15 protein-coding genes and 3 pseudogenes are annotated in these 17,078 nt (G+C 52.1%); 7 read left to right on the top strand and 11 right to left on the bottom strand.

Annotated elements, in window-relative coordinates:
• Both KP699_RS02590 and KP699_RS02585 read right to left on the bottom strand, forming a co-directional pair.
• A partial coding sequence (locus tag KP699_RS02590; protein WP_215761524.1) for a transposase occupies positions 1-147 on the bottom strand: 147 nt, incomplete at its 3' end.
• Between the two features lie 143 nt (positions 148-290).
• A complete protein-coding gene (locus KP699_RS02585; RefSeq protein ID WP_025828658.1) occupies positions 291-1,181 on the bottom strand; it encodes a LysR family transcriptional regulator in 891 nt (296 codons plus the stop codon).
• A 104-nt stretch (positions 1,182-1,285) separates the two neighbouring features.
• Here KP699_RS02585 and KP699_RS02580 point away from each other — a divergent pair, with 104 nt between their 5' ends.
• Entirely contained in the window at positions 1,286-2,971 is a 1,686-nt protein-coding gene (locus KP699_RS02580) for an alpha-keto acid decarboxylase family protein (RefSeq protein ID WP_025828656.1), read from the top strand.
• 90 nt (positions 2,972-3,061) lie between these two features.
• Here the strand turns inward: KP699_RS02580 and KP699_RS02575 are convergent.
• A pseudogene (locus KP699_RS02575) lies at positions 3,062-4,149 on the bottom strand (IS3 family transposase).
• 70 nt (positions 4,150-4,219) lie between these two features.
• Here KP699_RS02575 and KP699_RS02570 point away from each other — a divergent pair.
• Positions 4,220-4,440, top strand: a pseudogene (locus tag KP699_RS02570) (integrase core domain-containing protein); the annotation flags it as partial.
• A gap of 68 nt (positions 4,441-4,508) precedes the next feature.
• On the opposite strand, the gene KP699_RS02565 reads toward KP699_RS02570, so the two are convergent.
• Genes KP699_RS02565 through KP699_RS02530 form a run of 8 tightly spaced genes read right to left on the bottom strand, consistent with a single transcriptional unit; the run spans position 4,509 to position 11,105 of the window.
• Positions 4,509-5,441: an AEC family transporter gene (locus tag KP699_RS02565; protein WP_025829307.1), complete on the bottom strand. Its 933-nt coding sequence runs from the start codon at positions 5,439-5,441 to the stop codon at positions 4,509-4,511.
• Positions 5,442-5,447: 6 nt separating this feature from the next.
• The gene (gene citG, locus KP699_RS02560; RefSeq protein WP_025829309.1) at positions 5,448-6,326 is read right to left on the bottom strand and encodes a triphosphoribosyl-dephospho-CoA synthase CitG; all 879 of its coding nucleotides are present in this window, start codon (positions 6,324-6,326) and stop codon (positions 5,448-5,450) included.
• The gene (gene citX, locus KP699_RS02555) at positions 6,323-6,880 is read right to left on the bottom strand and encodes a citrate lyase holo-[acyl-carrier protein] synthase (protein WP_025829311.1); all 558 of its coding nucleotides are present in this window, start codon (positions 6,878-6,880) and stop codon (positions 6,323-6,325) included. Before citX ends, citG begins: the two co-directional genes overlap by 4 nt.
• Entirely contained in the window at positions 6,880-8,397 is a 1,518-nt protein-coding gene (gene citF, locus KP699_RS02550; protein WP_025829312.1) for a citrate lyase subunit alpha, read from the bottom strand. The genes citX and citF overlap by 1 nt, the downstream gene beginning before the upstream one ends.
• Before the next feature lie 11 nt (positions 8,398-8,408).
• A complete protein-coding gene (locus KP699_RS02545; RefSeq protein ID WP_231888585.1) occupies positions 8,409-9,257 on the bottom strand; it encodes an aldolase/citrate lyase family protein in 849 nt (282 codons plus the stop codon).
• Between the two features lie 14 nt (positions 9,258-9,271).
• Positions 9,272-9,568: a citrate lyase acyl carrier protein gene (citD, locus tag KP699_RS02540; protein ID WP_035374961.1), complete on the bottom strand. Its 297-nt coding sequence runs from the start codon at positions 9,566-9,568 to the stop codon at positions 9,272-9,274.
• Positions 9,565-10,716, bottom strand: a complete 1,152-nt coding sequence (citC, locus tag KP699_RS02535) for a [citrate (pro-3S)-lyase] ligase (RefSeq protein WP_128081268.1) — start codon at positions 10,714-10,716, stop codon at positions 9,565-9,567. Before citC ends, citD begins: the two co-directional genes overlap by 4 nt.
• Complete coding sequence (locus tag KP699_RS02530) at positions 10,644-11,105, bottom strand: lipocalin-like domain-containing protein (protein ID WP_025829316.1); 462 nt, start codon at positions 11,103-11,105, stop codon at positions 10,644-10,646. The genes citC and KP699_RS02530 overlap by 73 nt, the downstream gene beginning before the upstream one ends.
• A 161-nt stretch (positions 11,106-11,266) precedes the next feature.
• Between KP699_RS02530 and KP699_RS02525 the strand changes: the two genes are divergently transcribed.
• The 5 genes and pseudogenes from KP699_RS02525 to KP699_RS02505 all read left to right on the top strand — a co-directional run bounded on the left by KP699_RS02525 (position 11,267) and on the right by KP699_RS02505 (position 17,023).
• Entirely contained in the window at positions 11,267-12,181 is a 915-nt protein-coding gene (locus tag KP699_RS02525; protein ID WP_025829317.1) for a LysR family transcriptional regulator, read from the top strand.
• 236 nt (positions 12,182-12,417) lie between these two features.
• Positions 12,418-12,813, top strand: a pseudogene (locus tag KP699_RS02520) (transposase); the annotation flags it as partial.
• Positions 12,814-12,875: 62 nt separating this feature from the next.
• Positions 12,876-13,963 (top strand): IS3 family transposase gene (locus KP699_RS02515; protein WP_156508288.1). Its coding sequence is split into 2 segments (ribosomal slippage): positions 12,876-13,137 and positions 13,137-13,963, totalling 1,089 coding nucleotides; the frame shifts between segments, so codons are not numbered across the junction.
• Positions 13,964-14,222: 259 nt separating this feature from the next.
• The gene (locus KP699_RS02510) at positions 14,223-15,593 is read left to right on the top strand and encodes a hypothetical protein (protein ID WP_063908854.1); all 1,371 of its coding nucleotides are present in this window, start codon (positions 14,223-14,225) and stop codon (positions 15,591-15,593) included.
• A gap of 113 nt (positions 15,594-15,706) precedes the next feature.
• Positions 15,707-17,023: a glycoside hydrolase family 28 protein gene (locus KP699_RS02505; RefSeq protein WP_025829544.1), complete on the top strand. Its 1,317-nt coding sequence runs from the start codon at positions 15,707-15,709 to the stop codon at positions 17,021-17,023.
• Positions 17,024-17,078 lie beyond the last annotated feature (55 nt).

Raw genomic sequence — 17,078 nt, 5'->3', positions numbered from 1 at the left:
CCATGGAATACCCGCGCGATAGCGATACAGCACCGCCTCCACGAACAAACGGTTGTCCACCGCAGTGCCGCCGACATAGCCTTCTCGACCGGGAAGAAGATCCTGTATCCGCTCCCACTGGTCATCGCGTAAACTATAGCGTCGCATCTGTCTGTCTCCCCCAAAAAACGGGAAAACAGTCAGCACACGCAGACACAAAGTACAACCCTCACCTGCCACACTCAGGGTTTAACTGACGACACGCCCTAAAATTCACGGGGAATTTTTGATAATAAACTCAATATCATATTCTAATTATTGTTTCCTATAGCAAGAAGAATTTGATGGAAATTGGCGCTTGGTCCAGTCAATTCCGTTTCAAGGGTGGCAAGCGAGATGCTGGCTCGAGGTGAGGGGCCGGAGATGGGATGGAATGTTGCGCCATCGGCATGAATTTGTCGCAGGTAGGCCGGAACGACTGCTACACCCAGTCCCGCCGCAACCATTGGAATTGTTGCGGCGATCTGAGGGGCTGCTTGTCCGAAACGCGGAGTAAAGCCGCCTTGTTGGCAGGCTGAGATAATAGCATCGTAGAAACCGGGACCGAGTGAGCGATCAAAAATAAGAAATGGTTCTTTGGCGACATCGATTAATTTGAGCGTATGGCGCTTGGAAAGTGGATGGCCTTTTGGAATGGCGATCAGTGTAGGTTCATCGAAGAGAGGATGAAGCGCGATATCCGGGTCTGGTGCGGGTGGACGCACAATGGCGAGATCTACCCGACGCTCTCGTAATGCTTCACAGAGAGCAGGAGTGTTACTTTCTTCGAGTGTAATCACAACATCCGGCCATTGCTCACGAAATGTCCGTATGGCTTTTGGTATCAGAGGCAAAAGCGCGACGGCACCAGCCATCCCTATTCTAAGACGCCCTTGTTCGCCAAGAGATAATCCTTTGGCCAGAAGGTGGAATTGATGTTCAAGGCGCAGAATTGTCTGGGCTTTTTCAAAAAGCTGCTCCCCAAAATCCGTTAAGGTGGCCCCGCGTTTAGACCGGATAAAGAGTTGCACTCCGAGCTCTGTTTCTAGGGATTTAATCTGCTGGCTGAGAGGGGGCTGCTCGATATGGAGCACCTCCGCAGCTTTTGTGAAGCTGCCATGCTCTGCGATGGCCACGAAATAGCGTAGATGGCGAAGATCCATGGATCCATATTATCTACATATGACAATCAGTCAAAATATATATTGGACGTTTAAAAGAGGGGCATCCATCTTGGGGAAAGAATTTTTGTTGGAGATCCTGTGTTATGACTTTCACTGTTGGACATTATCTTGCTGAGCGGCTGACACAAATCGGTCTAAAGCACCATTTTGCTGTTGCTGGTGACTACAATCTGATTCTGCTTGATCAACTGATTGAGCATGGCGGTATGAAGCAGATCTATGACTGCAATGAGTTGAATTGCAGCTTCGCGGCGGAAGGTTATGCGCGCGAAAATGGTGCTGCTGCTGCTGTGGTGACGTTTAGTGTCGGTGCAATTTCAGCAATGAATGGCCTGGGTGGGGCTTATGCTGAAAATCTACCCGTCATTCTGATTTCTGGTGCGCCGAACTCTAATGATCATGGGTCGGGCCATGTCCTGCACCACACGATCGGCACGACAGACTATAATTATCAAATGGAGATGGTGAAGCACGTTACGTGTGCGGCTGAGAGCATCACCTCGGCAGACACTGCACCCGCAAAAATCGATCATGTCATTCGGACCGCACTGCGCGAAAAAAAGCCCGCTTATTTAGAAATTTCTTGTAACGTTGCGAGCCAGCCATGTGTGCGCCCAGGTCCGGTTTCGTCGCTTCTGTCTCACCTGAAGGCAGACGAAGACAGCCTCAAGGCGGCGCTTGAAGAAAGTGTCACGTTCCTTGAGAAGGCTAAGAATGTTGTCATTCTTGTCGGCAGTAAGCTGCGTTCCTGCGAGGCTCTTACGGAGACAGTAGCTCTCGCAGACAAGCTTGGTTGTGCTGTGACCGTTATGGCTGCGGCCAAGGGTTTCTTTTCTGAAGCTCACCCAGGTTTCCGTGGGGTTTACTGGGGGGAAGTCAGCAGCCCTGGCGTTGAAGATGTCGTTAAGAGCGCCGACGCGGTTATTACCTTGGCTCCGGTCTGGAATGATTATTCGACTGTCGGCTGGCGAGATTCCGTGCGTGGAGAGCGTGTGCTTGAAGTGAACCCGAGCCGGGTTACGGTGAACGGGAAGACTTTTGAAGGTTTCCGTTTGAAGGAATTCGTGGCTGCTCTGACGGAGCAGGTGTCCAGTAAGCCTGCCTCGTTGGTGAAACCGTATACCCCGGTTACGCTGCCGGTCGCTGACGGCGCGAAGCCGCTCACCAATGATGAGATGACCCGTCAGATCAATGCGTTGGTTGATGGCAACACGACACTATACGCCGAGACCGGTGATTCCTGGTTCAATGCAACACGCATGCATCTGCCTGAGGGGGCTAAGGTTGAGACGGAAATGCAGTGGGGGCATATCGGTTGGTCTGTGCCGTCCATGTTTGGTAACGCCTTGGCTGCGCCTGAGCGACGGCATGTTCTGATGGTCGGTGACGGCTCGTTTCAATTGACCGCGCAGGAAGTTGCGCAGATGGTCCGCTATGAATTGCCTGTCATCATCTTTCTCGTGAACAACCACGGTTACGTCATTGAAATTGCCATTCATGATGGCCCGTATAACTACATTCAAAACTGGGACTATGCGGCCCTAATGCAGGTCTTCAATCAAGGTGTCCCGGGTGTTGAAAGTGGGAAATACGGACTTGGCCTGCACGCTACGACAGGTGCAGAACTGGCTGATGCCATTGAAAAGGCCAAGAAAAATACACGTGGTCCAACATTGATCGAATGTAAGCTCGATCAGACAGACTGCACCGAAACGCTCGTGAAGTGGGGCAAATTCGTCGCCGCTGCGAATTCACGTAAGCCTGTCTGAGGGTAAGTAATTTTATTCGTGCATGTACCTTCCTTTAAAAATAGGAAGGTAGGTAATCCCCCCTTTTTTAATGGGGTTCTGACTGAGAATTTAGACAGTTGCTTTTAGTTTCTGGGCGGGTGTGAACCCGCCGTTCCCCATATTGGGTCTGTCATGGTTATATGTCCAGAGCCATTGTGTTGCGACTTCCTGCACGTCCTGAATGCTTTCAAATAGATGCTGCTCCAGCCATTCCTGCCGGACAGTTCTGTTGTAGCGTTCAATATAGGCGTTCTGCTGCGGATTGCCCGGTTGCGTATAGATCAGGGTAATCCCCTGTTTTTCGGCCCATGAAACCACCGTATGACTGACATATTCAGGGCCATTGTCCATTCGGATAGCCTCGGGCCTGCCGCGCCACTCCATAACCTGTTCCAGACAGCGAACAACCCGGCAGGCCGGCAGGGAAAAATCAACCTCAATCGCCAGTCCTTCACGATTGAAGTCATCCAGAATGTTCAGAAGCCGAAAAGCGCGTCCATCCAAAAGTCTGTCCGCCATGAAGTCCATGGACCAGACCGTGTTGGGAAGGGCCGGAACCGACAGCTTTTCAGGCTTTTCGCGAACCAGACGCTTGCGGGGTTTAATCCGCAGGTTGAGTTCCAGTTCCCGATAGATCCGATAAACCCGCTTATGATTCCAGAGCAGTCCCTGCACATTGCGCAGATACAGGAAACACAGACCAAATCCCCATCTCCTGTGAGCCTGGGTCAGTCCCACCAGAAGATCGGCAATCCTGTCGTTCTCCGCTGCCAGTCGTGGACGATAGCGAAAGCAGGTCTCGGATATCCCAAAAATCCGACAGGCCAGCGCAATGCTGACCCCGTGATGCGCCACAGCCTGTGCGGCCAGTTCCCGGCGCTGGGCTGGCCGCTTCATTTTTTTCCCAAAGCCTCCTTCAGGATATCCGTCTGCATGCTCAGATCCGCATACATCCGCTTCAGCCGACGGTTCTCCTCTTACAGAGCCTTCATCTGACTGATCATTGACGCATCCATGCCGCCATATTTCGCGCGCCATCGGTAAAACGTGGCGTTGCTGATCCCGTGCTCCCGGCACAGGTCAGGAACAGAGACGCCGCCCTCAGCCTGGCGGATCACGCCCATAATCTGGGCATCAGTAAAGCGATCACTCTTCATCAGAATCTCCTCATCCTCACGCTGAGAAAATTCTCATTCAAAAGCCACTCTTTTTATGGGGGGATTACCGCTGAAATACGAATGCATCTACCTGCACGCGTTCGAGACCGGATCGGAGCTACGGACCGCGCTTGCCGGATGGATTGTGCATTACAACGGACAGCGGCTTCATTCAGCATTGGCTGGACGTAAGCCCGATAAGGCGTATCATGACGTGCCGCCGCCCTCTGGTCCGGGGGGTTAACCCCGGACCAGAGGGCCAACAGCGGTGCCGTCAGAATGGCAGCATAACAACAACCGGGTTATAGCTTATTCAACCCAAAAACTGTCCGAATACCTCTGGACGCTACAGAAGATCTTCAGGATGTCAGCGCGATCAGAGCGCCCATACTAAAAACAGCGGCGATGGTGGAGAAAAACACCGTAGATGCGGCCTCACGCTCCCCCTTTTTAATTTGACTCGATAGAATCACGATGACAGAGGCCGACGGCATCGCAAATGTCAGAACGACTTCCCGCAGATAAAACGGCGACAGATGCGCCACGAGTGCAAGGCCCCAAGCACCGAGTGGCACGACAACGTTTCTGATCACAACCGACGTGATGACCATTCTGTTCAACACAGGTTTCATCAGGCACAATAAAATACCGGCGGAAAACATTGCGGTTCCCCCAGTCGTTTTACCGAGCATGATCAAGGAAGTGTCCAAAAGCTTTGGGACGGGCACGCCGGACAGAACCCAGAAAAATGCCAGAAGCGGCGCAAGGACGACTGGCTGCTTGAAGGCCTGCTTGAGATGCGAGGTCCATCCTCCCTCACCTCCGAGCGTCTCCCTATTATCGCTGGCCAGAAGAAAAAAAACAATTGGTATCAAGACAACATTAATGGTCAGGCTTGCCAAAGACACGGCGAGCGCGCTTTTTTCACCAAATAGAAAACCCAATACAGCCGAACCAACGAATGGAACTGAAGGGTTTCCAACGGCAAGTGCCTGAAGCGTGCTCAAGGAGACGGAGCGCTTGAAGACAAAGCGCGAAAGCCAGTACGTCAGCAGAAAGCTGACAATCATCCAGCCAATAATAATTGCCGCAAAGCTACCAGAATTGAGAATTTGCTGACGGTCAATTTTGGAAATACCGACAAACAGATCCATCGGCAGTGCGAATTTCAGTACCATTCGGTTGAGAGCGGTTGCTTGATCGCGATTGAACATACCACAGGCGGCACCCAAGTATCCCAACGCCATGGAGAGGACCACAGGGAAGACAGCCCCACAAATAGTCTCTAACATACGACCTCACATTTTTGAAAAAGCTGCCTCAACATCCGTCAAGAAAAACAACACCGACAAAAGATCGGCGCTTCCACCCGGGCTAATATTTTTATCAATAAATATCTTATTTATATTAAAAACATTTTCAAAAAAAACCTCATCATCAATAGAAGATGGAATATTCAACACCTTTTCTGCACATTTTCTGGAGAAATCAAGCCCAGCCAGACCCGCTCTGGAGATAATATTTGTATCTCCATTTTTGGATATCAGAGTCAGCAATGCGACAAGGTCTGCGCGACCGGATGGGCCATGTTCGGAAAGAGCCGAGAGATAAGCAGGCAGCGCATATGTCCGAACAGTGACAAAACCAGATTCCGCCTCTCCTCTAGCCCCGGCCAATCCGTATCGTCGATAAATCTTCTCGCCCGCCGTCGCACTGGATGTGTTGCCCTGGCATCCGAAATCATTCAAGACGATATCCTTAGAGATATACGCGACTTCTGTGCAGATTCGTTCAATGCTCAGTTCTTGCCCACCAGCCACGACTCTCCCGACAGCCCCACACAGGAGGCCGAGAGAGAAAATACTCCCCTTATGTGTATTAATCCCGCCTGTTTTCTGAAACATACGCCGTTCGCACGCGAGACCAGTCGCGCGCAGAGCCGACAGTGTCCGATCAGCCGGTTGAAAGGCCGTTTCACATCCCTGCTGATAGAAACGCTCTAAAAAGGGCGAAATTGCTTCGATACTACACAGGAAAAGTGGGTAATCCATATCACGGTGGGCACCGCTATCATGGCGATCGACGAGACCGGGCTTGGGGGTCAGATCAATCTCTCTGACCAAAGCTTTTCGCGCTATCTCCGAGACTCTCTCGCCGATTGTCATGACGGCGGTCATACCGATACGCCCTCTTCATAGAGGGATAGAATCCGCTTCATACTGGTCTCCAGAACCGGCAAGGGGTGCTGACGGTTGCGTGCACAGAAATGTGCGTTTTCCTGGCAGGCTAAGCATCGCCGCGCTGGCAGGCCAAACTGCTCCCGCGACAGAACATTCATGCCTGGCTCGATCACATCCAGATCCCACAGCCGCCCGAGCGGATGCGTATCTTCGAGGTTCACGGCGATCTGCTTCAGCGCCTCGGATTCGATCCCTCTGACGACACAGAGCGCCTCCGGTCCTGCTGCCGAATGTGAGAAACGCTGCGTATCGATCCTCAGACCAGCACCGTCACACGCCGCATGGAGTGTCGTCACTCCGACATGAAACACTTTATCGATCAATAGAGACGATTTGACCGGACCCGGAGACACGATCGTCAGCGAAATCAGAGGACACTCACAGTCCTCCAGCAGGAGATACTGCCTGTACGCGCGCGCTTCCCTTGCCGCCAGCAGGGCAGAAAATGGGACAGAGCCATCCGCCAACGCATCAGGCCGATCTCTCGTCATTATCGGGCCACCTGGCGCACCACATCCATGACACTGCCATCACGATACCGTACGACCGCAACGATCTTGTCCGTGTAGGCGATCGGTTCCGGCTTGCCGGCGCGGCTGATGGCGAGATCTTTCAGTTCCTCGATACTCAAGACCGGAAGCTTCGCGTCGCGGAGACGTTTTTCGAGAGCTTGATTATTGGGATTCACCGCTATTCCGTGGTCAGTTACAACGACATCCACGGTGCTGCCCGGAGTCACGACCGTATTGACATGCTCGACTACACACGGCATCCGCGACCTGAGCAACGGCGTCACGATAACCGTCAAATTGGCTGCAGCGGCAACATCGCAATGACCACCTGACGCACCACGCAGCACTCCATCAGAGCCTGTCAGCACATTGACATTGAAATCGATATCAACCTCCAACGCACTCAGCAACACGACGTCGACACGATCGACATAAGCGCCCTTGGATGATGAATTCGCATATTCATTCGCCGAAATCTCGCAATGTGCAGCATTCTCTCTCAATGACTGTGCTGCGGTCACATCAAACGACTGCACGTCTGCAATCGCGCCGATCATGCCTTTGTTCAGCAGATCCACGATGGGGCCCGTCACGCCACCCAAGGCAAAACTCGCTTTGATATTTTTTTCGACCATCTTTTCCCCGAGAAAGATGGTCGTTGCGGTAGCGGCTCCTCCTGATCCTGTCTGCATGGAAAAGCCGGTTTTGAACGATCCTGAATGCTCGATTACAGAGGCGGCGATACGGGCCAGAAGCAAGTCGCGGGGGTTCTTCGTCAACCGTGCAGCCCCAACGCTGATCAGAGACGGATCGCCCACCTCGTCCACCGTGACGACCGCATCTACCTGATCCTGGGAAAGGCTGGCGGGATAGTTCGGAAAATCCACCAGTTCCTGAGCCATCGCGATAACATACCGCGCGTGCGCAGCATCCACCTTGGCATAGCCGAGCGAACCACAACTCAGTTCGCCATGACTGCCATTCGCGTTGCCAAACTCATCGGATGACGCCACCCCGAGGAATGCAACATCAATGGAAATTTCGCCCGTTTGAATCAGATGAACACGGCCGCCATGAGAATGAACCTGCACCGGCACATCCATCAAACCTTTGGAAACAGCCTCGCCCAGTTCACCTCGCAAGCCCGATGTAAAGATTTTAGCGATCACGCCGGAGCGGATATACTCAACCAGGCCATCATGGCAGTTCAGCAAAGAACTTGGTGCAATCGTCAGATTTTTAAAACCGAGATCGGATAACGTCTTGATGACATGCATCAAAACCTTATCGCCCTCCCGGAAGGCGTGATGAAAGGACACCGTACTGCCATCCCGCAAACCCGACGTACGAATTGCCTCTTCAAGAGACGGAAAAAGCTTTCTGTGGCGCTTCGTGGACGGGCTCGCGAGTTGCGGCGATTTCGCAAATACACCTTCAAATTCTGGAAGGTTATTTCTGGAAGCGTATTCTGCGGTGCACTGTTGATTGTATGACATTGAACCCTCCCTCACGAGTGATCGGATAGAAGAATGACGCGCTGAGCCTCGTGAATAACCGGCGGATCAATCATTTTTCCATCAAGGGAAACGACGCCCAGATTTTTTTCTTCGGCGTCTTTCGCAGCCTGAATGACCTTCCGGGCGTGATCGACCTCGCCCGTCGTTGGGGCATAGGCCTTATGGAGAAGCTCAATCTGGCGCGGATGAATGAGGGACTTTCCATTAAAACCAAGATTTTTGGCAATGGCGACCTCTCTCAGGAATCCCTCTTCATCATTGACGTTTCCATAAGCAACATCGAATGCATCGATTTTTGCAGCGCGCGCAGCATGCAACACGGCCGCACGTGCATAGAACAATTCGGGTTCACTTCCGGAACTCCGCGATGTCTGCATATCCACCAGGTAGTCAAATCCCGCAAGGGCAATGGCGATCATTCGGGGCGTACATGATGCAATAGAAACCGCATTGACGACACCACATGCAGATTCGATAGCTGCCATGATTTTCGTATCACCTATGGGACGACCACAAGATTTTTCTATATTTTCAATACGATTTTCAATTTCTTTTACGTCGGCAACGCTTTCCGTCTTGGGCAGACGGATGACCTCGACACCGCCGCGGACAGCCATGTCAAGATCATCTTCCCAGAACGGAGTTTCGACACCATTGATGCGTACGACAGTTTCGATGCCACCGTAGAGGTTGGCTTTCAGCGTATTGAAAACCAGAAGGCGCGCCGTATCCTTCTCGGCCAGGCTGACGGCATCTTCCAGATCGAACATGACGGAATCAGGTCGATAAATATAGGAATTGGAGAGCATTCCAGCGCTGTCACCCGGAATGAACATCATGCTCCGGCGCAATCTCATGACACAACCTCGAAATTCACTTTATTTTCTCCTGCGGCCCGAAAGACAGCAGCCTGGACACGAGCCCGAATGACACAATCCAGAGCTCCCTGATCCTTCACATCGACAGCAACTCCAGTTACGCCGAGCTTTTCCAGCGTCTCTGTCACAAGCTGTCGGATGGCCGCACCGTACTGTTTTTCAACTTTGCTCTGAAGCATGAGTTGAACCTCATTTCCGTCATCAGGAGAAACCACGACTAGGATGTCACTCGACTCCAACGTACCGGCTATTCCTCGTTGCTTGATCTTCATGATGATGCATCCTTCTTTTTGTCCGAACTCATGAAATTCTGCTTGATAAAAGCAAACGTTGAACATGGCACCAGAGGCCGGACAGATTCATATTGATGTTCTTTAATCAGCTCTCTAACGCGGGACGCTGAAACAACTTTGCCATCACATTTTATTCTTACAATTTCTTCAAGCTGTATTGATTTCTGCACGCATAACGATTCTGAAAGATATTTTTTCAAAACTCTATTATACATTCGAGTCGTTTTATCCAGCGGCTCGGTACCAACATATCTGACAGTGATACCGAGCGCCGGACCAATATACTGGCGAAACATCAGTGCATCGACGGCAGAAGCCTGCTGGTTTACCTGATCATCATCTTTAAGAAAATACTGGGGAAATGTAACGTGAGAGACGATATAGTCGGAGCCCTCATGGATGATGACGTTCGCAATATCGCAAAGCCCTTCTCGTACAAGATTGAGGCGATCCTGGTATGAGAAATAAGACACATCTTCCTTGACCAGAAAGACATGCACCCAATCACACTCCCTGCATGCCCTTTCGACCAGATAACGATGCCCGTTCGTAAACGGGTTGGCATTCATGACGACACTACCGACCCGACCACCTTCTTTCTTTTTTCTGGAAAGATTTTCCAGATAATCGGACAGTCTGTTTCTATTATACTCCATGAATGTGACAGCCCCTGGAATCTCCACCAGGGGTGAAAAGCCCCACCCACGAAACTTTTTAGAGTTTTCTTGTTTTGTATAAAGAAACAGATCGTCGTACCGTGCCTCGAGTCCCTGCTTGACGATCTCGGTACCGACTTTGAGACTTAACTCCGTACCCCGATATTTCTTATCGACGCATACACATTTAATAACATTTTCATCAAGCCCGGCGCTGGCAACAATTCGTCCGTCGTCCAGGCTTGTTGCCAGCACGAATTTTTTGATCGCCCTATCTATTTTCAATTCATTCTCAAGCAGAAACCGTTCGATGTCGAGCCAGAGGAATTTAAGATCCATCCCATTGACCACGCGCAATTTCGCATCGGTGAAGAGGGACCGTGTTGCGAGTGACAACATCACTGCGCGCGAGCGAACCTGATGATGCTGCGTGACATCTGATCTTTCGCCCAGTTTGGCATCTTGCGCCACGGTGTCACAACCTGTGCGTCGTTACCCGTGATCGTGACCGTACGACGCTGCTCGGTTCCGACCCATTCCGGGGCCCACGCCGTCTGTACACTGGTTACCCACTGATTGCCTTCGATCCTGTAACGCCCGATATAGGCGACAAGGGTGCTCATCAGATGAGCGCGCTCTTCGTCTGTCGTGGCAGCCTCACGTCCGGTCCCTTCAAGATTGAAAGCAACCCAACCATCTTTAGTGAAAATGACTCGTCCTCGCGGATGGTCTCCCATGGCATCGATAAATTCGCCGGTTGCCTGCAACTCCACTTGATACGAAACCAGCGTCCAGGTTCCCACGATCTCTTGTACCAGTGCTTTTTCCTGCTCAGGCTTGACCTGTGGCGCGACGCTCATCTTCGATGTCCCATCAATTTTTCTCAAGCTGGATCATATTCAGAACGAGTCGCTTGGCCACCGGCTTTGGGCGCAAATAACTATTGCGTGTGACACAAGTATTTTTTGTGTCATCATCCTATAAGGACAATGCGACTACGACCCGCTTCAGGAACAGAAACATGGCTTTGGACGATCTGACGGATGTCGCTTTTTTCATGCATCTGGTTAATGCCGGCGGTGTAACGGCTACAGGCAAGCGACTGGGTGCCTCTCCGGCGGCCGTTTCCCGAAGGCTGAGGCGACTGGAGGCACGGCTGGATATCGCTCTCGTCATACGCAATACACGGCACTTTCATCTCAGTGACGCCGGGCAATTATATTATGATGGTGGAAAAAAAATCGTTGAAGAAACCGATCGGCTTGAGGCCGAAGTGATCCAATCGGATCAACTCCTCCAAGGGGCGCTCAGCATCGGGGCCCCCCTCGAATTCGGGCGAAACAAGCTGGCGCCGTTCATTGCGGACTTTCATGAGAAATACCATGGCCTTCAGCTTAATCTTGCTGTTGCTTCCGAAGGATCTTACGATTTTGCCGATTATCTCGACATCATCATTCGTGTCGGCTTGCCGGAAGCGACCGGCACGATCGTTACGAAAATCGCCTCAACTGTCCGGGTGCTCTGCGCATCCCCTGAATATATCATAAAAAACGGCGAGCCACGCACACCGAACGAATTACGTCAGCATACCTGCCTTTGCCTGAGACGTTACAAAACCATGGAAGTGATCAATCAGTGGGTTCTGGAAAACAAAGAGCATTCTCACGTTCTCACCGTCACGCCTTCGCTCAGCAGTACAAACGCGGAAATCATCCACGACTGGGCTTTATCGGGCAAAGGCATTGCATATAAACTCTTATGCGATGCACATGAAAATCTACAGAATGGCAGCCTTGTACGCATTCTGCCGGAATATCAGGGCGAAGCGATATCCCTCTATGCCGTTCTTCCATCTAGGAGCCACATCAAGAAGAGCGTGCGCTTGCTCCTTGACGAGTTGAAAAAATACATAAAAAAATCGATGGTTTTCGACTGAAATCCAGAAAATCATTTATTTTTCGTCAGATTTTAATATCCGGCATAGCGACCCGGCCGATGGAACGTTGCCACGCCCCCGCTGATGGCGGACAGCCCGACATGAGCGAGGTCGATGGTCAGGGTAGAGAGCCCCAGGATAAAGCAATCGATCCCGATTTGGACCTGGAGGGTTCGAAAAACTCTCTGGTTTTGATAATGCCTTTGTGATTTCATTTCCCCTGAGTTGATTGGGGTATGGATCATGAAACAGCCCGTTTTTTTGATGTTGAAGAGCAACTTGCCCGGCTGAGCGGGCTTAGTGACCAACTCGAAGCGTTTTCCCGAACTGTGGATTTTGAAGTGTTCCGCCCGGATCTGGAGCAAGCTTTGGCCTATTCGGACGGGGGCAAAAGCGGGCGTCCACCGTTTGATCCGATACTGATGTTCAAAATTCTGATGATCCAGACGCTGAACAATTTGTCCGACGAACGGATGGAGTATCTGATCAACGACCGTCTGTCGTTCATGCGTTTTCTGGGATTGGGGCTGTCGGACCGTGTGCCTGATGCCAAAACGGTGTAGCTGTTCCGTGAATGCCTGACACAGGCAGGGGCCATTGAAAGACTGTTTGAGCGCTTTGATGCGGTAATCCCCCCATAAAAAGAGTGGCGTTTGAATGAGAATTTTCTCAACGTGAGGATGAGGAGATTCTGATGAAGAGTGATCGCTTTACTGACGCCCAGATCATGGGCGTGATCCGCCAGGCTGAAGGTGGCGTCTCGGTTCCTGACCTGTGCCGGGAGCATGGGATCAGCAACGCGACGTTTTACCGGTGGCGCGCGAAATATGGCGGCATGGATGCCTCGATGATCAGTCAGATGAAGGCTCTGGAAGAAGAGAACCGTCGGCTGAAGCGGATGTATGCGGATCTGAGCATGCAGACGGATATCCTGAAGGAGGCCCTTGGAAAAAAATGAAGCGGCCAGCCCAGCGCCGGGAACTGGCCGCACAGGCTGTGGCGCATCACGGGGTCAGCATTGCGCTGGCCTGTCGGATTTTTGGGATATCCGAGACCTGCTTTCGCTATCGTCCACGACTGGCAGCGGAGAACGACAGGATTGCCGATCTTCTGGTGGGACTGACCCAGGCTCACAGGAGATGGGGATTTGGCCTGTGTTTTCTGTATCTGCGTAACGTGCAGGGACAGGTCTGGAATCATAAGCGGGTTTATCGGATTTATCGGGAACTGGAACTCAACCTGCGGATTAAACCCCGCAGGCGTCTGGTTCGCGAAAAGCCTGAAAAGCTGTCGGTTCCGGTCCTTCCCAACACGGTCTGGTCCATGGATTTTATGGCGGACAGGCTTTTGGATGGACGCGCTTTTCGGCTCCTGAACATTCTGGATGACTTCAATCGTGAAGGACTGGCGATAAAGGTTGATTTTTCCCTGCCGGCCTGTCGGGTTGTCCGCTGTCTGGAGCAGGTTATGGAGTGGCGTGGCAGGCCAGAGGCTATCCGAATGGATAATGGTCCTGAATATGTCAGCCATACGCTGGTTTCCTGGGCCGAAAAGCAGGGGATTACCCTGATCTATACGCAACCGGGCAATCCGCAGCAGAACGCCTATATCGAACGCTACAACAGGACTGTCCGGCAGGAATGGCTGGAGCAGCATCTGTTTGAAAGCATTCAGGACGTGCAGGAAGTCGCAACACAATGGCTCTGGACATATAACAATGACAGACCCAACATGGGGAACAGCGGGTTCACGCCCGCCCAGAAATTAAAAGCAGCTGCCTGAATTCTCAGTCAGAACCCCTCTAAAAATGGGGGGATTACCGTGAGATTTATAATTTTAAGGTAAAATCGGGGAGATAAGCACGCGTTTCGTTAAGGCGATGCTGTTTGCCGAATCCCCAGGCCTCACAGGCATGTCTCATTATTGCTTATATACGCAGAATGATGCGAAAAATCAATCAGACCGCTTTTTGAGTCAGGCTCTCGGGTAAACATGGTGTTTGCCGTTCCGCCGCAGAAAAATAGTGAAAGTCGTCGCATTTATGAACGCTGACAATCTGACAGGGCTTATCGGATATCTGAAGCAGGATCAGTGGCAATCCTGCTTTGAAGAGGTGTTGGGTGAGCATCTGGGACCGGCTTTAGAGGCGGCGGATATCAGCTTCGAAGACCTGGAAGATATCCTAGGGCAGGGTGCGGCGATGTCACTCTGGGGCTGTGCCTTCGAAGATTTCTTGGGACAGGAATGGGATAACGAAAATTTCGTTGAAGTCTATCTGAAACGACGGGGCTGGAAAGAAGGTCCACGTAAAAGTGCTTATATGCGGGGCCTCAAAGAGGCCGTCATGAGCCTGTATGAGGTTTCGCAGATCGTGCCGGGTCAAAGCATGATGGTGCGTGACCTGTTGCGGGGTGGTGACCCTGTTCTGGTTCATGAACGCTCAGCCACACAGTCCTTGAAGCCTTGGGCGCGCATCGCGGCGCGCCTTGTTCCCGAAGACGGTAAAATGGTTTTGGCAGGGAGTCTGTTGGCATATTCGCCGCAGGCTTGCGAATATCTGGCTGAGAATTTGCGCGATGTTCTCAAGCGTAAGCGAGGTCAGGCTGAGTTTCCAAAGATCAAAACAGAGGTGCTCCGCGATCTGGCTCCGGTCTTTACGTTGACCTGGCTCTTTAGAACCATGGAAAACATGGTGAGCGCCTCTGAGCCACCCGTTCTGTTTAACGGCGATGGCGAAGACCTGGTCTTTCATGACGTGTGTTTTCCTCTCAGCAAGGGAAGCACCCAGAAGAGCATTGCCAAGGTTTTGAAGACGATACCCTGTTTGCAGCATGCGGGGCGCATGATCTGGAATTGGACGCGTCAGGCTGGGGACCATGTTCCTGAGGCCCATTCTAAGGCAGGCGACAGCAAAGCTCAGTTTTTGAGCACCACGTTGGATGATGGTGGTCTTGTTCTGGGGACTCTGGAACTGAAAGGCCATCAGCTGAGATTGCAGGTCAACTCAAAAACACGGGCTGAGCAAGGCACGGCTGTACTCCGCAACGCCTTGGGAAGCCTGATTGGATCTCCTCTAACACAGATTATGACCGCCGAGCAGGCTTTAGAAGAACAGCGGACCTCTGGCCGAGGGGACGTGCTTGAAGACGAGATCCCGCTCGAAGAGGAAGCGGAAATTTTGGCTGCTGTTTTTGAGCAGCATTATCGCCGTGTTCTGGATGAGGTTGTTCCGGGGCTTGGGCATGTCACGCCGAGGCAGGCTGTTAAAACAGCGGCGGGGAAGAAGAAAGTCGCGGCCTGGTTGAAGCAGATTGAAGCCACGACAGCAGGCCTGGGGCGTGAGGAGGCAGGGGCCTCTTTCAGCTTTGACTGGATGTGGGAAGAGCTGGGTATCAAGGGGTTGCGAAAGTGAAGGGGAGCGCTGCTCACAAACGCAACCAGTCGGGCCAAAGATGTGTTTTAGGTCGCCACTCTATGAGAGGCACGCGCCTCGTTTCAGGTGGGATAGTCGCGGCGTTGTTGTGCATGCCCATACCCAGTCATGCCGCTTCGTCTCGCTGTGATCCTGTTACCTATGGTGCACGGCATGATGGCCGCACCAATGACGGTCCGGCCATTCAACGTGCCATTACAGCCTGTAGCGAGGCAGGCGGTGGCATGGTGTCGTTGACGTCAGGAACATGGTTGAGCGGACCTTTATCTCTCAAAAACCATGTCACGCTGAATCTGGGGCAGGGAAGTACCCTTCTGGGGAGTTCGGACACGCGTCTATTCCACTGGGCCTTTCTGGGGAAAGCAGCGCAGCCCGGTGAAGCCCTTGTTTCTGCGATTGATGTTCAGGACGTGGCTATAACCGGTCAGGGCCATATTGATGGGAATGGGGCTGCTGTCTGGTGGCCTCAAGCGGTGCGGGCGCACAAGACGCAGACCTCAGGTCCTTTACCTTACGGGCCAGACTATCCGGGGGTTCCTGCTGCTAATGGCCTACCACGTCCTTGGCTGATTGAGTTTTCGCATGTGCAGCATGGACGGATCTCAGGCGTTACGGCGACCAATTCTCCGATGTGGACGGTCGTTGTAAGGGAGTCCAGCCAGATCAAGATCGATCATCTCACGATCCGCAACCCGGCCTCGTCTCGGAATACCGATGGTATTGATCTTGTCTCCTCGGATCATGTCACGATGAGCACTCTCGATATTGCGACGGGGGATGACAATATCGCCATCAAGTCCGGTTTGAGGCAACCGGGACGAGCCGTGAGTGATATTAGCATTACACAGTCTCGCTTTGGCGAAGGGCACGGTCTGTCTATTGGCAGTGAACTGGCCAATGGGGCCCATCATATCAGAATTTCTGACGTCTCGTTTCAGAACACGCTGTCCGGGCTGCGGATTAAGTCTGGACGAGATCGTGGGGGAGATATTGGCTGGATTAGCGCGGAACATGTGATGATGAATCATGTCCGCGCTCCGCTGTCGATCAGTGATTATTATGCAGGGCAGCCCGGTGGAACCCAGAAGACTGTCTCAATGACCGATCCCGCTGCTTCGGTAACGTCAACAACCCCGCATATTCACGATGTCACCATTACCGATCTGACGGCGAAAAATGCGGAGACTGCGGGGGTTGTGTTGGGATTGCCCGAAGCGCCGATTGAGGGACTGACTTTGAGAAATATTCGACTATCGGCCCGGAAGGGGCTTCAGTTTAGTCATGTTAGCGGACGGGCCTCTGAAAGTACGTTTGCAGTCCAGACGGCTCCAGTTCTTCAGTGTGGATCTGCTGTGCATATTGACGGATCAGATCTGCGCTGCCCAGATGAGAGAAGCGTTCATGAATGAGTTTTTGCTCGTCATGATTGACCGTCTGTCGACGCAAAACAAAACAACACAAAAC

Source organism: Acetobacter sp. P1H12_c, assembly GCF_018811975.1.
In the GTDB taxonomy this organism is placed as follows: Bacteria; Pseudomonadota; Alphaproteobacteria; order Acetobacterales; family Acetobacteraceae; genus Acetobacter; species Acetobacter persici.
This window is presented reverse-complemented; position numbering and strand designations above follow the sequence as displayed.